Here is a 19,488-nt window from a genome sequence, read left to right as displayed (position 1 = left end):
CTGCCCCAACTTGATACCAACTTGAACCCAACTTGTGGGCAACTTGCGTTGTTTTCAGTCCAACTTGCGGTGATCATACGGGCACGATCAAACCGCTTAAGTGGGCGCTGTCGCCCTCGCCATCCCACAGCAGTTCGTATTGCAACAGATGCCCGCGACTGCCACCGTGGATCAGCAGGTATTCCATCTCAGCCAGTCGCTGACAATGCACTTTAAGCTGATTGTCACTCCATTGGGTGAAGTCGCGGATATCCCGCCGGGTAAAACGCACCTCTCGCAGCGTTTGCTGCCTGTCCGATGCCATCCCGTGCGCCATCTGCTGGATCAGTAATAACAGCTTGCGTGTCTGCGGCGGCATCTCGTCCAATGTCCGGCCTAAGATTTCATGGGCGAGCTGATTGGCAAGCCGGATATCGTCTTTCGTGACTTCGATATATTCCAACGTCTTCCCCCGGTGCGCTGCCGTCTTGATGTCCCGCTGATACTGGTGCAACAGGGCGATGCTCTGAATGAGCGTCAGGTATTTCATATGGTCACGGCGGGTGCGGGTTTTATCGCTCATGAAGGTGAGCTGACTGGCATAGGGATTAACGACATTCAACGGTTTCAGCAGCCGCTGGGCGTTCTGGTGCAGTTCGGTGAGATACGCCCGCTCGTTCTCAGCCAGCAAGCCTGCCAGCGTCTGCTTCTGCCGTTGCAACGCATGGATCGCTTCGGTCTGTTCGCGGGATTCATTGACCGTCAGCACCAGACAGCGGTTGAGCAGCTCTTCATCCACATCAATGGCGGTCGTGGTCAGCATCAGCATCACCGGGCCTTTCACCGTGTAGCTTTTGGTAACGAGGTTTCCGGTCGCTTCATCCTTGCCCGTGCTTGCCATTGTTAACTCGCCATCTGACTGCAACAGCTTGAGTGCGTAAGCCGCCTGCCGCACGCCTTCTTCTTCCGCTATCGCTAAAATCTTGTGCTGGAGATGGGTTTCTCCCAGATAGAACAGACTTTGCCCGGTCATGGCGCTGTACTGGGTGCGCTCTTCTTCCGGCATCAGGTTCAGTACGGCCTCCATCAGGGAGGATTTTCCGGCCGCGCTGCTGCTTTGGATCAGGACGGCTAAGGGGTTGGGCAGTTTACGGCTCACGGCAGCCAAAAAGCCGGCCAGTAAGTTAGTGGATTCACCGACCACGCCACAGGCGGCTAAGTCAGCGGTAATACGGGCAGTCAGATAGGGATCTTGCAGCAAGGCCAGCGCTGCCTTTTGTTCGGTGTCACTCATTGTCGGCACATTGACCACTGATACCTTGCCGCCTTGCTGTTGCCATTGTTCAGCAGCCAGCAACACCTGCCCCAGCGCCCGCCGCAGATCCGCTTCGCCCAGTCCCAGCTCAGTGGCGGCCATGCGGGAGTAACTGTTACGTGAACGGCCGCTCATCAGATCAACCCCGTCGGCGAACAACACCCCGCTTTGCCTGTCCAGCACCTGCGCATTGAGTTTCATCGCAGCGGAACCTGCCTTTACTGATCCCATGCCGCGCAGACACCATTGCAGTGTGCCGACTGACACGAGCAGCTCGCCATGCTCACCCGACTCACAGACCACATTCGGCGTCACGCGGGGCGCCGGTTCGGCGGCGAAAGGGGAAGCGGGTTCGGGTGCTGTGTCCGGCTCAGGTGTCTGGCGCTCTAGAGCCACCATATCCGCCGCCTCCTGCATCGGTACAGCACTCTCAATCAGCAGAGCAAAGGCGGTTTCGGGTTCGGCCATCTGACACAGATACTCGTTGGCATCCCTGCCCGGTGGGAACACCACGCGCAGCGGCGTGATCCCTTTGGCAACCAGTGCTGACGCCAGTTTCACCGCCGCCTCATTGCCAGCGGTATCGTTATCAAAGGCGATCAGCACCTGCTTAATGTTGTGCTGCTCAAAGACCTGCCAGTGGTCAGCGGTGACACCATGCACCCCATAGGCCGCCGTGACATTGCGCTGCCCCGTCACCCAGAACGACATCGCATCAATGAGCGATTCACACAGGATAAGCGTCCTGGACGCACCCGGTGCGGCTTCATTCCAGACGCCGTGATGTGCGCCCGGCAGGTACAGATGACGGATAACCGACGCCCGCAGATCATCACTGATCATGCGCCCGTACAGTTCGTGGATTTGCCCCTGTGTACCCATCACCGGCACAACCAGCGAACCGCGCAGATGCTCCCGCCCGTTCTCCCGCAGCACACCGACTGCTTGCAGACGGCGGCGGATCTCTGCTCCGGCCTTGTATTTACTGGGCGGCAGGCGGTAAGCAAGCGTTCGGTTGGCAAAGCCCAGCTTAAAATGGCTGACCAGCTCAGGATGATTGAGCCGCCGTTTGGACAGATACGCCTGTGCTTCTGTCGCATTCAGCAGCGTATGGTGATAAAACTCAACGACCCGTGACAGCAACACCTGTTGGCCGATCGCATCATTGGCCAGCTCTTCCGGCTGTACCAGAGGCTCAACCGCCGGATTGTGCCCCAGCATCGCCTTTAAGCGTTCGGCGGCATGGCGCAGGCTCAGATTTTCGGTTTTCATCACCCAGTCCAGCACCGATCCGCCCGCATCGCAGCCAAAGCAGTGATAGAGATTCTTCGATGGTGTGATCACCATCGAGGGCGTTTTCTCCTCATGGAACGGGCACAACACCGTCATATCTTTGCCGCGCTTAAACAACTGCCGTCCTTGCTGCTCAATGATGGCAACTAAGGGAACGGCGGTTTTCAGGTGCTGTAATTCTACTTCGGGAATGCGAGCCATATCGATATTCCTTTAAAAACCTGTCAAGATTTATTTTGATTCGCTATGCGATATATTATATAATCGCAATACGATAGTAAAGCAAGTCGTTTTAATAACACCCCTTATACTCGGAGCACTTTATGGCTGATATGACAGAAGAGATTATGCAGACCGAAGAACAGCGCCGGGCATTTGGTCAACGGCTGAAAGCATTGCGTAACCAGCAACGGCGAACACAGAAAGAAGTGGCTGGCCTGATTGGGTTACAGCTTTCGCAATACAACAAGTACGAATCCGGGATGCACATTCCGCCTGCGGATAAGCTGATACAACTGGCTGAGTTATTTACTACATCGATTGATTATTTGTTATTAGGTTCGTCTGACGAACAATTGCCGCTGAGTAACACGCGGTTAATCGAGCGGCTTAAAGCCCTTGAAGAATGCCAGCCGGAAGAGCAGGAAACCGTGATTAAACTGATTGATGCGGTGATTATGAAGAGCCGGGTTGAATCAGCGATGCGCCCGGTTGAGCAGGAGAAAGGCAGCTAAAGAGAACGCATTTTTAACGCAGCTCCGGCGCGCTTGCAACACGCCGAAGTTGCTAACCACAAGCAACTAATAGGAGTTGAACATGGCTAAGGCGCATTCTAGGCAAAACCGTGCAGTAAATAAAGCGACAAAAACAGAACGTTATTACACCGTGGGATACGTGCCGCAAAATGACAAGGCCAACGCCCCGCCTGCGATCCATCTTAAAGGCCAGTGGCTTAAGGCGGCCGGGTTTGATAAAGGCTGCACACTCACGGTTAAGATTATGGATGGCTGTCTGGTGCTTACTCCTGACAGTGACGACACCCGCAACATCAAGCAACAGTACCAGCGCCAGCAAGACCAGCTCAGTGAAATTAAGCTGAGAATGCGGGAACTGCTTGGCGACTACAACAGCAACTAAGGGCAGGGACTGAGCGGCTGTTAAAAAGAAGAAAGCCGGAAGATCACGGGGATCTTCCGGCTTTTAATATATTAATTTAACGCGATGCTCGACTTTAACATCCTATAACGTTGGCTTGTTGAAGCCAGTCGCGTTGACTTTTACCTTGTTTAAAATTGGCAAAAATACCCAATGTGTGAGAAAGCAGTTTCCTGGCAATTCGATTACTCAAATGCCACAAATCCCGTGCCCAGCACTTCTCGATAGCAAATTGCCCGGCAAGTTGACCAATGACGGTTTCAATTAAACGGCGTTTGGCGTTAATGACCCTTCTCGTTTTTCTGGGGATGGGATCATCCCTATTGGCACGCACTGGGGTAATCATTTCAATACCCTCTGCCTTCATTTCCTGTTTAAATTCAACGCCTAAATACCCTTTATCACCCAGCAAATAGCCTTTTATCGAACCGATCACATCCCAGGTTGCTTCACGCTCACCGACATTGGCGGGCGTCAGCGTAAACCCGGTTACCACGCCGATTTCGTCTATCATGAGATGTCCTTTGAAGCCGTAGTAAGTTTCGTTTTTGGCGGCACAGTACCCATAATCGGCTTGTCCTTTGAAGTTGGCACTGCCTTTTGCTCTTTTGAATCCACAGACGGGCAGCGGAAATCCGTCGATAATATGTACCGGCCTGTCGGGCGCGCCCAATAACCTCGCCAGCTTTTCTTGCAGTTGTTGTTTAACAACCCAAAGATTAGAAATCTGTTTAGCGAAATTGGCGCGCGAACCTAGCCCCGGAAACCACTCGCGCCAGTGGTCATTAAAGTACGTCCAAATGCCTTTATCTGTTGAAAGTCCTAAAAATTCACCCACCACTTCCATCGTGATGGCTTCTGCATCGCTCAGTTTAGGCGGATATCCCCGGCTTCTGAATCGCATACTTTGCTGTAACTGCGTTAAATTGTCATCTACCCAACAAAACACCCAAATGATAAAATCTTGCTGTGACATAGCCTTTTGTTCCTTTATCTCTCTATTTTTGACGACTTAAAGTTATAAAGGAGCGGCTATGTCATTTCAACTCACCATAAAAGTCGAGCATCGCGTTAATCTATAAGAAAGAAACTCAATATCAGGCATAAATACCTTACTTTTATTATCATCCGCTTTCCCTCAGTCATCACCAGGGCGCGAGCATGCTTTGATGAATATTCAACCAAAGAAAACTCTAGCCCTATAATCATCACACCAACCCGCTTTTTTAAGTTTGTTCCTTTGGCTGGGTGCCCCACAATCGCATTGTTTGACCAGATTCAACACAATTCGCCGAAATAATGCCAGATTCTCAACCGCACCATCCAGAACAATTCTTGAATCATCTTCTTTAAAAACTACATCAAGGATATAGGGCTGACCATTCTCAATTCGCCAATGTTGACGAATATAGTGCCCCAATAACTTATGCTTGGGTGAAAGAGAACTCACGTAATAAGAAGTCTCCACCGTTCCTTTGCCGTTTTGTGTCCGGTGACGTTCAACCGCAATCACACTGCGGATCGTTGGCCACTTGTCGGCCAGTTCTGGCTCGAATTTTGCCTTTAACTGAAACACATAGCGCTCTTCACGTCGGCCATGGGCTTCTTGTTTAACTTCCGTGATAATTTTCTCTTTACCCGCATCAAACACCGCCTGAAATTGAGATTGGACGGCTTCCCACAGATGGGGCTGATTTTTCTTCACCTGAACAACAACATGGGCTTTTTTTTTCACTGATTTTCTCCAGTGTTTGGCGCTGACAATGCAAGGCATCTAGCGTGACTATGCTGCCTTTCAGGTCAAGAAGCTCTAGCATCTGCCGTACGATACTGATTTCACCGTTTTTCGTAGCGGTCGCTTTCTGGCTCAGAACTAACCCCCGCTCCGTATCATACGCCGTGACCAGCTGAACGGCATTTTTCCTTTCATTACGGTAGGCGTGTCGCAGAACTTTTCCATCAAAGGCAATGACCGGTTTTCCTCCCTGTTCACGTTGCTCGTTGATCCAGTTGAGTAAAGCGTCCAGCAGGGAATCGAGCTCAATAGCGCGCACTATCCTGGCAATCGTGTGTCGACGGGGTATTCCACTGAGAAAAGAACGATATTTTCTCAGCCATTTAATTTTAGCACGACCATAAGTTTCAATATCTTGCCAGCCTTCGGCGCCGGCCAGAATGGCACTGATGACAAGAAAAATGACATCAACCAGCTCGTATTGACGATTGATATCAGAACGGGTTTCTTTCACAACGGTTAAATATTCAATCAGGGTCTGGTTCGGATTCATGGGTGAGCATTCAAAGAAGAAATAAGAATAATTAGATCACGTAATTACTGTTCATTCAATAGGCGTTAAAAGTATGCTCGCGCCCTGCAGTCATCACTTTTTCCTCAATCGCCACGTAGAAACGACAAACTTTATCTATTTTGTTTCCGGTCTGCTGATTAACCAAACGCCCAATAAGATGAAAAAAACTCCCAACGTTTTTAACAGTGAGGTAGTTTCACTAAACCAAGGTAATAAAACCACCATTAAATAAACAAAGGCATAACTCAAGCTAATAATAGGGTACGCTTTATTCAATGGCAGATATTTTAATGTAAAAAACCAACATAACATGGAGAGTATATAACCCGCCAATCCGGCCGTCATCATCAACAAAGGATTGTGATTTGCCCAAAGCCAGTTGATATCCAGCCAATGCATTGATAACGAAAGTTCCGGCAGATGAGCAACTCCCCATTTCAATAACAATTGCGCTACAGTGATCAGCAAGACACTCGCCATCCCCCACAGATAACCTTTCATTGACTCAAACTCATCAATAAGATCCCGAACATAATGGCAAAAACCCCCATCCAGTGCTTTAACCCCACCTTTTCCTGATACAGAAATTGCCCAATTAAAGTCACTATGACAAAATTTATACTAAGCATAGGGTAAGCAATGCTCAGTGGAAAAAATTGTAATAATCGCAACCAAAATATCATCCCTATTCCCAACAGAAGAATAGCACTGGACAGCCATATCGCCATCGATAGCACGTTATACGGGGTATCTTTTTTCTGCCAATAAATAACCGCCTGCTTCTGGCATAATTGCCCCGCACAAGTAAGCAGACTAACCAAAATTAATAATATTATTTTGCTACTCATGGCTGTTTCTTATAAATCACGAGCACAAATCTATGATTTCGACGCACAAAATCTGGCTCCGGTAATTCAGACAATTCACCTGCTGAGGGTAATAGAAAAACAATAGCGACTTGACCTTTTTTACGTGCTGTCACTAGCCACGCAGGAAATTCTTGCTCCGTGATATATCGATATTGGCTATCAGGGTAAGCAAGGCCATATTCTAACTCCCCAGGACTATCAAACATATAAATATCACTACGTTTCAATTCCCACGCAATGGCTGCTCCCACGCCAACAGATTGAGTCAAAATATATTTACTGTCAGACAACTCTTTTTCGTTTTGCTGAATGAAATGCTGGGGAAGTTTCGAATTTATCGTTTTATCAGGCAAAGCACTACCTATCGATAAGTTGAGCATAGCTGAACAAGCGGCAGCCCATAGCCAATATTTACCATCGCAAATAAAACAAAAATAACCAATCCCACTCCAAACACCAAAGGCAATAATTCCTATAATCCATTTTAGCCATTCGTCGGGTTGATAAAGTGGGGAATTTTTTAAGGTTTCCAGAATAAAAAGCACCAAAATGGCAAGCAATCCAATGAAGACATTTACCAATCCATTTATTTTCACAATCTTCATGTTGCCATTTTTGACACAATCGACAGCATATTTTGCCATCATCAAAGCTAAAGGACCGATAAAGGGTAAAACGTAAGTGGGTAGTTTCCCTTTTGCGATGCTGAAAAATAAAAATGGAACAACAAACCAGCAAAACAAAAAAAACATTTCTGGGTGACTTTTTTTCTCCTTCCAGCTTTTGATTAAAGCACCTGGTAGTAACCCTAGCCACGGGATCACGCCTAAGATCAATACGGGCAAGTAATACCAAACAGGGGCAATATGCTGGGCTTTATCTGAAGCAAAACGCTGTATATGCTCTACCCAAAAGAAATAATGCCAGTAATCCGGCTCACGCACAGCAATTGCAATCACCCACGGCAGGCTGATTAAAACAGCAAAAATCACGGCAAGAGGCCCAAAACGAACCATTTCCCAAAAGCGTCTTTGGTATATCGTAATGGGTAGCATGGCAATCACGGGTAGTGCCAATGCCAGAAATCCTTTTGTCATAAAAGCCATCCCACAGGTTAACCCCAGAACAGACCATGCCAAAATTCGTTCTCGGATAGCCACCGCCTTAAGCGCCCAATAGCAGCTCACGATCCCCGCTGTAATCCATAAAGAAAACATAGGATCAAGGACACTGTAGGTGCCAATGGAAAAAACAATAAACATGGAAATGTAAATCAGGCCGGAAACGAAAGCAGTCTGGCGGCATTGCCACATCATCATTGCCAAACGATAAAGCAGCAATACGCTGATTAGGATACTCAGCACGGAACCAAAACGGACAGCAAAATTATTGTCACCAAAAATCCACTGGCTAATATTGTTGATCCAATAGCCTGCTACTGGTTTTTCAAAATAGCGGATATCCAAGAAGTAAGGTACGATCCAATCCCCACGTTGTAGCATTTCCCGGCTAATTTCAGCATACCGCGTTTCATCCGGCTGCCATAATAAACGACTATCCAGAGGTAATAAGTAAGTAAGAATAAAAAAAAGAGCCATCAGAACGGCTCCTGTTTTACTCGTTCGGGTGTTCAACATCTTATGTTTACCTCTTGTTGGCAACCTAACCAACCTTCACGACCAGGAAAATCCGAACGAACAATTTTTCCAACAGGGAGTGTATCCCTATTTTCTGGTAACAGATGGCTTAATTTACAGAACTGAATATCGCGTTGATGAAGCATGTCCAGCAATGTCTCAAATTGTGAAGATTTCGACATCCCTTCAACTTCGGTATGGATCGTATAAACAGGAACCCCATGATCATTTTTAATCGCGTCAAGGATAAAGTGATTAAAATCTGCATCGCTGACTTGTGTTCCAACAACTTCATCATAGGTAGGTAATGTGACAGGAATTTGTACGGTTCCCAAGTTGCCATCGGGCAAAAGTGGCCTGAATGGGTGTGTTCCACGGCAATCACTGTTGTAATTAAAGCCAAAATATTGTTTAACAGCCAGCACACGTTCATCGGCTCGCCAACCCGCGACAGCTGAACATGTCACGGCTTTTCCTGTTGCCTTTTCCAACGCCTCAATACCTAACTTCACTTGTTCTGTTAATTCATTCTCCGACCAACGCCCTGCTTTTGCCTGCCAACCTTGATGATCCCATGCATGTAAACCAACTTCATGGCCTGCATCCATTGTTTGCTTCATCAAATGCCCTAAATCTTTTGCGATTTTTTTCCCCGGCCAGGCTGTACCCGCCAATAAAATATCCAGGCCATAAAGAGACACCGCATTTGATCTCAGCATCTTCCAGAGAAACTTCGGGCGCAACAGGCGCCATAAATGACGCCCCATATTGTCCGGGCCAACACTGAAGAAAAAGCTGGCTTGAATATGGTGCTTTTGTAAAATTTCAAGCAACCGTGGTACACCTTCCTTAGTGCCTTGATAAGTGTCCACATCAATTCTCAAACCCACTTTTTTCATTACGCTATTTCCGTTCTTTTCCTCTTCCCATTGACTTTTAGTGTTTCCCTTTGGATTCTTCAACTGCTCCACGCAGAAAGAAATCCAATGTTTCATCAATGGTTTGCTGCATATCAATAGTGGGTTTCCAACCTAACAGACGCGCTGCATTTTTAATACTGGGTTTACGGTGCGCGACATCCTGATAGCCTCGTCCATAATAGCTGCTGCTTTCGATCTTCTTAAACCCTGCAAATGGGGGAAAGTGGCCTCGCAAATCATGTTTTTCGAAGCTGTCTAATAACATTTCAGCCAACTGGCGAATGCTCGCTTCATTTATTGGATTACCGATATTGATTATTTGGCTATCACATAGCCCGCCACGGTTTTCAATGATCCTAAACAGGGCTTCGATACCATCATGGATATCAGTGAAACAGCGTTTTTGTTCTCCCCCATCCACCAGTTTAATTGGCGAGCCTTCCACCAGGTTCAAAATCAATTGGGTAATTGCTCTTGAACTACCAATGCGCGCTGAGTTTAAGTTATCCAGTCTTGGTCCCATCCAGTTAAATGGACGGAATAAGGTAAATTTCAGGCCCTGTTGTGTGCCATATGCCCAAATAACTCGATCAAGTAGTTGTTTTGAAACTGAATAGATCCAACGCTGTTTATTAATAGGCCCAACAATCAGACGCGAAGTATCTTCATCAAATTCTTTATCATCACACATACCATAAACTTCGGATGTGGATGGGAAAATAATCCGTTTATTGTATTTAACACAATATCGGACAATTTTAAGGTTCTCTTCAAAATCCAGTTCAAAGACTCGCAACGGATTACGGGTATATTCAATCGGCGTTGCGATTGCCACTAATGGCAGGATGACATCACATTTTTTGATGTGATATTCAATCCATTCAGTATGAATGCTGATATCACCTTCAATAAAGTGAAAGCGAGGATTACCAATAAATCGCTCAATCGCCGAAGAGCCAATATCCATCCCGTAAATGTCATAATTGCCATCACTCAACAAGCGTTCAGTCAGATGATTACCAATGAACCCATTGACGCCTAAAATGAGTACGCGCTTACGACGACTGATTTGCGCTGTTGCTTTAGAGCCAACATAAACCCCAGCCACTACGCCCATTTCAAGAGCTAATCGATTACCCTGAACATAAAGCCCTGACTCTCCTTGCCCGCTAATAATTTCCAGCGTACCTTCACCGCAAGCAATCACAAAGGGATCAGTCGATATTACGGTTCCTGGGCGTTTTCCGTGGGACTGATTAAGCGGCCGTGAACGCCAAATCGTCATCTTACGTTCACCGAGAAAAGTAAATGCCCCCGGGTAGGGTTCTGTCACTGCCCTAACTAAGTTATTAATCTCTTTGGCAGACTTGTTCCATACTATTTCACCATCTTCAGCGGTGCGACGGCCAAAATAAGTAGCCTGGCTTTCATCCTGTGGAATTGATGGATAATGACCGGATTTTATTTGAGGCAGAATACTATCCAATAATTCAACGGCCGCTTCACGTATTTTTCCATGAATTATCAAGGAAGTATCATTTTCAGCAATCTGTACAGCCTGTTGCGCGACAATATCTCCCGCATCTGGCTTCTCCAGCATTTTATGTAATGTTACACCGGTTTCGGTCTCTCCATTGAGTACTACCCAGTTAACGGGAGCACGGCCACGATATTTCGGTAACAAGGAGCCATGAAGGTTAAATGCCCCTTTTTCAGCCAGTGACAGAATTTCCTGGTTAAGCATGTTGCGATAGTAAAAAGAGAAAATAACATCTGGTTGCATCTCTCGAATGCGTTCAACCCAAAGTGGGTGATTCACATTTTCTGGCGCAAACACGGGTAAACCCAAATCAGCACCGATACGGGCAACAGAAGAGAAAAAGTGATTTTCATTTGGATTATCAGTGTGAGTGAATACGGCCTGAACATCAAAACCCGCTTTAACTAATGCATTAAGTCCGACACAACCAATATCGTGATAGGCAAAAATAACTGCTTTCATTAGCTTTCTTCCTGATTGTCGTTAGTCTTCTTAACTCCGACCACTTTTTGAATAAAATAGCGCGGGCGAGCACGAACATCGTTATATATTCGACCAATGTATTCACCCAACAGTCCCATGGCGACGAACTGTGCTCCAAGGAACATGAAAAGAATAGCAAACAGGGTAAACACCCCTTCAGCAGCCCACATTGAGCCAAATATAAGGCGTAGAACAATCAATAATACCGCCAACAAGAAACCTGTTATGGCAATGATACTTCCCGCGACACTCAGTAACCGCAATGGTGCAGTTGTTAAGCACGTCAGAAGGTCATACATCAGGTTTATCAGTTTCATAAAATTGTACTTAGAATCCCCAAACTCACGCTCTGCATGGGCGACGTCAATTTCTATTGTTCTGCGGGCAAAGGTGTTAGCAAGGATGGGAATAAACGTGCTGCGTTCATGGCATTGAAGCATTGCTTGTACAATATGACGTCGATAGGCGCGTAACATGCAACCATAATCTCCCATTGAACGCCCCGTCGCCTTAGTTATCATCGCATTGATTATTTTAGAGGCGGTTTTACGGAACCAAGAGTCCTGCCGATGAAGACGACGTGTACCCACGACGTCATATCCCTCTTCCGCCGTTTTAACTAAACGAGGAATTTCTTCTGGCGGGTTTTGCAAATCAGCATCAAGTGTAATAATCAGATCACCGTCAGCTTGATGGAAACCGGCCATAATGGCTGAATGTTGCCCATAATTGCGGTTAAGCAAAATCGCAATCACATGATTTTCTGGAGATTCAGCCGTCTGAGTTAAGATCTCGACAGAACTATCATGGCTACCATCATCGACCAGGATTAATTCGTATTTCTGTTCTAATTTTTGGCACGCTGCGAGCGTTCTTTCCAATAACTGGGGTAAACTTTCTTCTTCGTTATAAACAGGAATAACGACTGAAACTTTTTTGATCTTCTCAAATGTCACTTACTTATGCTCCGAAAGAATTTCAGTTATCACATTCACGACACGATCTACATCGTCATTGCTCATATCTGGAAAAAGAGGTAATGAACACAGTGTTGATGAATTCCACTCAGATACAGGCAGGGAGAGTTGTGGATAACGCTCACGATAATATTTTTGTGTATGCGCAGCCCTGAAATGCAAACCTGTGCCAATATTTCTATCCTTTAGTCGTGCCATAAAAGTATCGCGGTCAATGCCACAGAGATCTTTGTCAACACGTACCATAAAAAGATGATGAGAATGCAAATGCGCATATTCGGGAACTTTCAGCATTTGTAATGGTGAGTTGATAAGAGCGGCAAAATAGCGAGCCACCAACTCCCGACGACGTGCATTCATTGATGTCAGTTTGCCCAGTTGCACAACTGCCATCGCTGCATGAATATCCGATAGGTTGTATTTAAAACCCGGCTCAATCACTTCCGCCTGAGGTTTCCTGCCCTGAATTTGTCTGTCAAAAGCGTCAACAGCTAAACCATGAAATTTTAAGCAACGGATCCGTTGGGCAAGTTCATCATCATCTGTGACCAACATGCCACCTTCAGCGCAGGTCATGTTTTTAATCGCATGGAAAGAAAAGATTGCAGTACCCCGCTCTCCGACCCATTCATTTTTATAACGGGTGCCGACAGCATGGGCGGCATCTTCAATCAGGGGAATACTCGCTTTTTGAGCTACAGCGCGGAGAGCGTCAAGGTCACAAGGCGCTCCCGCATAATGGACGGGAATAATTGCTTTGGTTTTGGGGGTAATCGCTTTTTTGATGGTTTCTGCGCTGACCATTAATGTATCACGGTCAACATCAACCATGACAGGTTCAGCGCCCAGCAAACAAATCATATTGATAGTGGAAACCCAGGTTTGGGAAGGCGTAATGACTTCATCACCTGGGCCTATGCCGAGAGCCAGCAAAGCCAAATGCATTCCCGCCGTCGCAGAACACAGAGCAATTGCATGTTTGCAGCCAAACATGAGAGAAAAATCTTGCTCTAACTGATGGTTTTGTGGGCCTGTAGTAATCCAACCTGAGTGTAAAACTTTCTCTATCGCTTCTATCTCTTCGCCGCCAATTGCAGGACGAGAAAATGGCAAAAAATTATCCATAACCGCCTTGTGCCTTGTCTATCCCAAATTGTTTTATAATCAATCGATTCTAGGAGATGATTTTTGAACGAAACATAAACAAAAAGCAAATTGTGGTCAACCAGGCACCAAAAACAGATAGCAGGCAGTGATTATAGTGGATTTCACTGACAGAAATTATACGTGGTTAACCCTCCATAATTTATAGCTGGCATTTCTGATATGTCCAATATTTGCCTCAAAAACTTCTGATAAATTTCGTTCTGTCATTACATTCTCTGGTATACCCGATACTAACAATTTTCCATGCGAGAGCAGCCATACCTCTGTTGCCTGTTCATACGTGTGGTTAAGATCATGACTACTCAATAATACCGTTCCCCCCAATGCACAGAATCTTTTTATTAACTCATCTAAAACGGCTTGTTGGGTGATATCAAGATTATTTGTCGGCTCGTCAAGTAAGAGTAAGCTCCCATCGGGATTCAGATCCGGCCATATCTGAAAAAACGTGCCCGCCAATCTGACACGCTGCCACTCTCCGCCTGAGAGTTGACCAATTGATGAAGTCAGCAATGGCAGAAGCTTCATTTGCTGGCAAAGTGCATACAACACATGTTCACTTTGAGCCAATGGTGCACACTCAGGGCGGAACATATCTAAATACTGAAAAACCGGCATGATAGGAACAAAAGAAGATTGAGAGCACCAGGCCCGACGCTTTGACAATTCGTGCTGGCGGTAATCCTGCAAGTTTCGACCATGCAAACAAATAGTGCCGCTATAGGATAAAACTCCCGCAATTGCTGCAAGCAGCGTACTTTTTCCTGAACCATTAAGCCCCACCAAATGGATCTGTTGCCCCGCCGTAACAGACTCAGACAATGAACTCAATCTGTTGTTAACAGTAACACCATCCAATTCCAAAATCGGCTGACCGATCATGTTGTTACCCTCATTTCCTTATCTTGCATTAGCAGGTTAGTTTGGTATGTTTTAATAGTGACGTGTTCTTAATAACAGCCATATAAAAATGGGGGAGCCTAACGTTACGGTGACAACGCCTATCGGCACTTCTGCGTGGGATAATGACAGACGGGAAATTAAATCTGCCAGCAGTAAACCACTGCCTCCCGCCAATACACTGGCCGGAAGTAATGCCTTATGATCGGTCAAACCAATCAATCTCAATATATGGGGAATAACCAAACCGATAAAACTGATTGCGCCCGCAAGGGCAACACTCAAACCAACTAATAATCCAATGACCGATACAAATACGTTACGCCATTGATGATGGGAAATCCCTAGTTGCCGGGCCTGTAACTCCCCAAGAGAGAGGTAATTCAAAATGTTACCTTTGCTGCTTAACCATAAGATGGCAGGAAGCAATGCAACAATCAGCCATTTTTGACGCCAATCAACACCGCTGAAACTTCCCATCATCCAATACATCAATTGCCGGAGATCCAGACTTGTACTGAAATAAACCATCCATGTCATCAACGCACCAAAGACCACCCCAAAAGCAACCCCAATCAATAACAGACGGGTATTGGTCACTTGATGTTTTCTGGAAAATCCCAGCAAAATAGCGGTCATGAAAAATGCCCCAAATACTGCGCCCACACTTAATAACCACAATGGGGCAATACCATGAAAAATCAGTATTAAACCTACTACGACAACACCGGCACCATTACTGATCCCAAGCAATCCCGGCTCCGCTAACGGGTTTTCGAACAGAGCCTGCATAATTGCTCCTGACAGGGCTAAACTTGCACCAACTACCATAACGGCAATCGCCCTGGGCAATCTCAACTGCCAAATAAATAACCGGGCAGTCTCCGATAACCATTGATCAGGCCAAAACCAGATTTCACCGGCACATAATGACAAGATAAACAGAATAACGAATAGAACAGACAAAACCGCCATCACTCGATGGTTACGTTTTCTCTGATAGGTGATCAACTCATAAACAGAGCGCATTTGTGAGGCCATTTAGAAAATAAGTACGTTTTTCATTGGGTACAATGAGATAGAGAAGATAAGAAAAAGACCGCAAGATGCGGCCTTTTTATGTATTTATTCTTTGGGTAACGCTTTTTCCACTCTGTTTTTCAGTTTTTGACCAGGGCGAAAAGTGACAACACGGCGAGCCGTAATCGGAATATCTTCACCTGTTTTTGGATTACGGCCTGGACGTTGATTTTTGTCTCGCAAATCAAAGTTGCCAAATCCAGATAATTTCACTTGCTCCCCATTCTCCAAAGAACGACGAACTTCTTCAAAGAATATTTCTACCAGATCTTTAGCGTCACGCTTGCTAATACCCAGTTTCTCAAACAGATTTTCTGACATTTCAGCTTTAGTAAGCGCCATAAGTTCAGTCCCTCAAGGATGCTTGGAATCGCTGTTCTAGTGCAGCAACGCATGTGTTGACGGTCGCAGCAATTTCTTCTTCTTCCAGTGTACGCATGGTATCCTGCAAGATTAAGCTAATAGCAAGGCTCTTGTAACCTTCCGCGACACCTTTACCACAATACACGTCAAATAAGTTTATGCCAACTATATGATTTACGCCAACTTTCTTACATTCAGCCAGAACATCTTCTGCGGCTACATTTTCAGGCACAACGATGGCGATATCGCGACGGTTAGATGGGAAGCGAGAAACTTCCTTTATCTCAGGGATCACGCGGTCTACCAGACCAGTCCATAATAACTCGAATACCACGGTACGGCCGTTTAAGTCAAGTTTACGCTCCAGTTCTGGATGAACAACACCGATATAGCCAATGTAATTATTTTCCAGATAAATCCCAGCGCCTTGCCCGGGATGTAAAGCAGGATGTTCTTCTGCCTTAAAGGAAATACCAGATAGTTTTACCTGTCAGTTCTAAAACAGATTCTAAATCACCCTTCAAATCAAAGAAATCAACTGATTGTTTTTCAATCGACCAGTGCTCTTCGAAACGGTTTCCCGCAATAACACCACCAAGCATTAATTCCTGACGGATGCCATGTTCCGCATTTTCATCCGGCACAAAACGCAACCCTGTTTCGAATAAGCGGACACGGTTTTGCTGACGGTTCTGATTATAGGCGACAGTTGTCAGTAATCCTGTCAACAAGGACAAACGCATTGCAGACATATCCGCCGAAATTGGATTAGGCAAAATTAACGCTTCTTCCTGCGGGTGAAGATGTTTCTGAATCTTAGGATCAACGAAACTATAAGTAATCGCTTCTTGATAACCTCTGTCCACCAGCATGGTTTTAACCCGTTTCAATGGCAAATCAGCTTCACGATGTGAAGTCATAATCAGATCTGCACGCACTGGAACGTCAGGAATGTTGTTATAACCGTAAATACGGGCGACCTCTTCAACAAGATCTTCCTCGATTTGCATATCAAAACGCCAGCCAGGGGCAACCGCTTGCCAGCTTCCATTCTGGACAGTGACCTTGCAACCTAAACGCGTCAGGATATCGGTTACTTGTTCATCTGCAACATGATGACCAATCAAGCGATCCAATTTATGGCGATTAAGCGTAATCGTTGCTGGTTTTGGTAAGTGAGATTCGCTAGTAACATCAACGATTTCCCCAGCTTCTCCACCACAGATGTCGATCAACAACTGGGTAGCATATTCCATCGCTTTATGCTGGAGCTGTGGATCAACACCACGTTCAAAACGGTGGGAAGCATCAGTATGCAAACCATAACGACGAGCACGGCCAGTAATTGCCAGTGGTGCGAAGAATGCACATTCTAGCATAATATGCTGTGTTTCTGCATTAACACCAGAATATTCCCCGCCGAAAATCCCTGCCATAGCAACCGGTTGTTTTTCATCAGAAATAATGAGTGTTTCAGCAGAAAGTTCGGCTTCATTACCATCTAGCAGAGTGAGTTTTTCACCTTGCTCTGCAAAACGCACAATAATTGAACCATGCAAACGTTCTAAATCGAACGCGTGCAATGGTTGGCCCAATTCGAGTAAAACATAGTTGGTAATATCAACGACCGGATCAATAGAACGAACACCACCACGACGCAGCTTTTCGCGCATCCACAATGGGGTGATTGCCTTGATGTTCACATTCTTGATCACACGCCCCAAATAGCGTGGACAAGCTTCAGGCGCATCAACACGAATAGGGAATGTTGCATCTGTAGTGGGTTTAACCGCTTCGATTTTCGGCTCTGTCATGGGCAGTTTATTGATAACCGCAACGTCACGGGCAACTCCCATGATACTCAGGCAGTCAGCACGGTTTGGTGTAATGCTGATTTCAATCGCATTATCGTCCAATTTCATGTAATCACGCAGATCAACACCTATCGGAGCTTCTGCTGGCAGTTCAATAATGCCATCCTGATCATCAGCAATACCGAGTTCAGCAAATGAACACAGCATGCCTTCTGACGGCTCGCCCCGCAATTTCGCTGGCTTAATTTTGAAATCACCGGGCAGCACAGCACCCACTGTCGCAACAGCAACACGCAGCCCTTGACGACAATTCGGGGCGCCACAGACAATGTCTAACAGACGTTCACCACCGACATTAACTTTTGTGACACGTAACTTATCTGCATTTGGATGTTGTCCACACTCAACAACTTCACCAACAAATACACCGTGGAATTGACCTGCCACTTTTTCAACACCATCAACTTCCAAACCCGCCATGGTGATTTGATCAGACAATGCTTCACTATTAATGGCTGGGTTTGCCCACTCGCGTAACCAGAGTTCACTGAATTTCATGAGATATACCCGCCTTATTTAAATTGTTTGAGGAAACGTAAATCATTTTCGAAGAATGCACGCAAATCTGTAACACCATAACGCAGCATGGTCAGACGCTCCATTCCCATGCCAAAGGCAAAACCAGAATAGATTTCAGGATCAATACCCACATTGCGTAATACGTTAGGATGCACCATACCGCAACCCAAAACCTCTAACCATTTCCCATTTTTGCCCATCACATCAACTTCTGCGGAAGGTTCTGTAAATGGAAAATAAGAAGGACGGAAACGTATCTGCATATCCTCTTCAAAGAAGTTATTCAAAAAGTCATGCAATGTACCTTTCAGGTTGGTAAAACTGATATTTTTATCAACGATCAGCCCTTCTATCTGATGAAACATCGGGGTATGTGTCTGATCGTAATCATTACGGTATACACGACCTGGTGCAATGATACGGATGGGTGGCTGACGCTCTTTCATGGTACGGATCTGTACCCCAGAAGTCTGGGTACGTAGCAAACGCGTCGCATCAAACCAGAAAGTATCGTGATCAGCACGCGCAGGATGGTGTGCAGGAATGTTCAGAGCATCAAAGTTATGATAGTCATCTTCGATTTCCGGGCCTGATTCAACAGAAAAACCCAACTCGCCAAAGAAAGTTTCAATACGTTCAATCGTGCGGGTAACAGGGTGCAAGCCACCATTTTCCATACGACGACCAGGCAATGAAACATCAATTTTTTCTGCTGACAAACGCACATTCAGAATATCAGCTTCCAGCTTTGCCTTACGCACATTCAAAGCTTCTTGAACTTCTTGTTTCGCCTGATTAATAACAGCCCCTGCCGCTGGACGTTCCTCGGCTGGTAAGTCACGCAGTGATGACATCTGGAGGGTTAAATGGCCTTTTTTTCCCAGGTATTCAACTCGCACCAAATCCAACGCGGCAACATCCTGGGCTTCTTCCACGGCTGTTTTTGCCTTTGCAACCAGCTCAGTAAGATGTGACATCGTTTTCCTCTTCCTTTGGCCTGATGGCCCTTTAGTTGTTATCGACTATGTCCTCATGTTATCAATTAATGAGTCCATAAAAATAAAAAAGCCTCCACACTGGAGGCTCAAGCGCTATTTTTCATTTCTTT

Annotated in this window: 15 protein-coding genes, 2 pseudogenes and 1 other annotated feature (1 of these 18 cut by a window edge); of the genes and pseudogenes, 2 read left to right on the top strand and 15 right to left on the bottom strand. The window is 45.9% G+C overall.

What is annotated here, in order from left to right:
* Positions 1 to 73: 73 nt before the first annotated feature.
* Positions 74 to 2,788 carry a CHC2 zinc finger domain-containing protein gene (locus PXH59_RS04330; RefSeq protein ID WP_285810513.1) on the bottom strand — a complete coding sequence of 905 codons (2,715 nt, stop codon included), beginning with the start codon at positions 2,786 to 2,788 and terminating at the stop codon, positions 74 to 76.
* Between the two features lie 122 nt (positions 2,789 to 2,910).
* On the opposite strand from PXH59_RS04330, the gene PXH59_RS04325 reads away from it, so the two are divergent.
* Entirely contained in the window at positions 2,911 to 3,321 is a 411-nt protein-coding gene (locus PXH59_RS04325; RefSeq protein WP_285810511.1) for a helix-turn-helix domain-containing protein, read from the top strand.
* Positions 3,322 to 3,403: 82 nt separating this feature from the next.
* Positions 3,404 to 3,724, top strand: coding sequence for a SymE family type I addiction module toxin (locus tag PXH59_RS04320; protein WP_285810509.1), 321 nt, complete (start codon positions 3,404 to 3,406; stop codon positions 3,722 to 3,724).
* Between the two features lie 94 nt (positions 3,725 to 3,818).
* Here PXH59_RS04320 and PXH59_RS04315 read toward each other — a convergent pair whose 3' ends face one another.
* The 14 genes and pseudogenes from PXH59_RS04315 to pheS form a co-directional block, all read right to left on the bottom strand.
* Complete coding sequence (locus tag PXH59_RS04315; RefSeq protein ID WP_285810357.1) at positions 3,819 to 4,718, bottom strand: IS982 family transposase; 900 nt, start codon at positions 4,716 to 4,718, stop codon at positions 3,819 to 3,821.
* A 201-nt stretch (positions 4,719 to 4,919) separates the two neighbouring features.
* Positions 4,920 to 6,030, bottom strand: a pseudogene (locus PXH59_RS04310) (ISAs1 family transposase).
* 135 nt (positions 6,031 to 6,165) lie between these two features.
* The gene (gene arnF, locus PXH59_RS04305) at positions 6,166 to 6,552 is read right to left on the bottom strand and encodes a 4-amino-4-deoxy-L-arabinose-phosphoundecaprenol flippase subunit ArnF (protein ID WP_285810507.1); all 387 of its coding nucleotides are present in this window, start codon (positions 6,550 to 6,552) and stop codon (positions 6,166 to 6,168) included.
* Positions 6,549 to 6,899 carry a 4-amino-4-deoxy-L-arabinose-phosphoundecaprenol flippase subunit ArnE gene (arnE, locus tag PXH59_RS04300; RefSeq protein WP_047771735.1) on the bottom strand — a complete coding sequence of 117 codons (351 nt, stop codon included), beginning with the start codon at positions 6,897 to 6,899 and terminating at the stop codon, positions 6,549 to 6,551. Before arnE ends, arnF begins: the two co-directional genes overlap by 4 nt.
* Complete coding sequence (gene arnT, locus PXH59_RS04295) at positions 6,896 to 8,557, bottom strand: lipid IV(A) 4-amino-4-deoxy-L-arabinosyltransferase (protein WP_285810504.1); 1,662 nt, start codon at positions 8,555 to 8,557, stop codon at positions 6,896 to 6,898. Before arnT ends, arnE begins: the two co-directional genes overlap by 4 nt.
* Positions 8,551 to 9,456: a 4-deoxy-4-formamido-L-arabinose-phosphoundecaprenol deformylase gene (gene arnD, locus PXH59_RS04290; protein WP_047771732.1), complete on the bottom strand. Its 906-nt coding sequence runs from the start codon at positions 9,454 to 9,456 to the stop codon at positions 8,551 to 8,553. Before arnD ends, arnT begins: the two co-directional genes overlap by 7 nt.
* A 37-nt stretch (positions 9,457 to 9,493) precedes the next feature.
* The gene (gene arnA / locus PXH59_RS04285; protein WP_285810501.1) at positions 9,494 to 11,479 is read right to left on the bottom strand and encodes a bifunctional UDP-4-amino-4-deoxy-L-arabinose formyltransferase/UDP-glucuronic acid oxidase ArnA; all 1,986 of its coding nucleotides are present in this window, start codon (positions 11,477 to 11,479) and stop codon (positions 9,494 to 9,496) included.
* Positions 11,479 to 12,456 (bottom strand): undecaprenyl-phosphate 4-deoxy-4-formamido-L-arabinose transferase, encoded by a 978-nt coding sequence (gene arnC, locus PXH59_RS04280; RefSeq protein ID WP_047771728.1) that lies wholly within the window; start codon positions 12,454 to 12,456, stop codon positions 11,479 to 11,481. Before arnC ends, arnA begins: the two co-directional genes overlap by 1 nt.
* A complete protein-coding gene (gene arnB, locus PXH59_RS04275) occupies positions 12,457 to 13,602 on the bottom strand; it encodes a UDP-4-amino-4-deoxy-L-arabinose aminotransferase (protein WP_047771726.1) in 1,146 nt (381 codons plus the stop codon).
* Positions 13,603 to 13,758: 156 nt separating this feature from the next.
* Complete coding sequence (gene btuD, locus PXH59_RS04270) at positions 13,759 to 14,526, bottom strand: vitamin B12 ABC transporter ATP-binding protein BtuD (RefSeq protein ID WP_285810499.1); 768 nt, start codon at positions 14,524 to 14,526, stop codon at positions 13,759 to 13,761.
* Between the two features lie 51 nt (positions 14,527 to 14,577).
* A complete protein-coding gene (gene btuC, locus PXH59_RS04265; RefSeq protein ID WP_285810497.1) occupies positions 14,578 to 15,573 on the bottom strand; it encodes a vitamin B12 ABC transporter permease BtuC in 996 nt (331 codons plus the stop codon).
* A 96-nt stretch (positions 15,574 to 15,669) separates the two neighbouring features.
* A complete protein-coding gene (gene ihfA, locus PXH59_RS04260; RefSeq protein WP_010847339.1) occupies positions 15,670 to 15,966 on the bottom strand; it encodes an integration host factor subunit alpha in 297 nt (98 codons plus the stop codon).
* 4 nt (positions 15,967 to 15,970) lie between these two features.
* A pseudogene (gene pheT / locus PXH59_RS04255) lies at positions 15,971 to 18,359 on the bottom strand (phenylalanine--tRNA ligase subunit beta).
* A 14-nt stretch (positions 18,360 to 18,373) separates the two neighbouring features.
* Entirely contained in the window at positions 18,374 to 19,357 is a 984-nt protein-coding gene (gene pheS / locus PXH59_RS04250; protein WP_047771720.1) for a phenylalanine--tRNA ligase subunit alpha, read from the bottom strand.
* Positions 19,358 to 19,438: 81 nt separating this feature from the next.
* Positions 19,439 to 19,488, bottom strand: a sequence feature (Phe leader region) (it continues 75 nt past the right edge of the window).

The organism is Xenorhabdus bakwenae (genome assembly GCF_030272115.1).
In the GTDB taxonomy this organism is placed as follows: Bacteria; Pseudomonadota; Gammaproteobacteria; order Enterobacterales; family Enterobacteriaceae; genus Xenorhabdus; species Xenorhabdus bakwenae.
The sequence above is the reverse complement of the archived record's forward strand: the minus strand, read 5'-3'. Positions and strand labels throughout refer to the sequence as shown.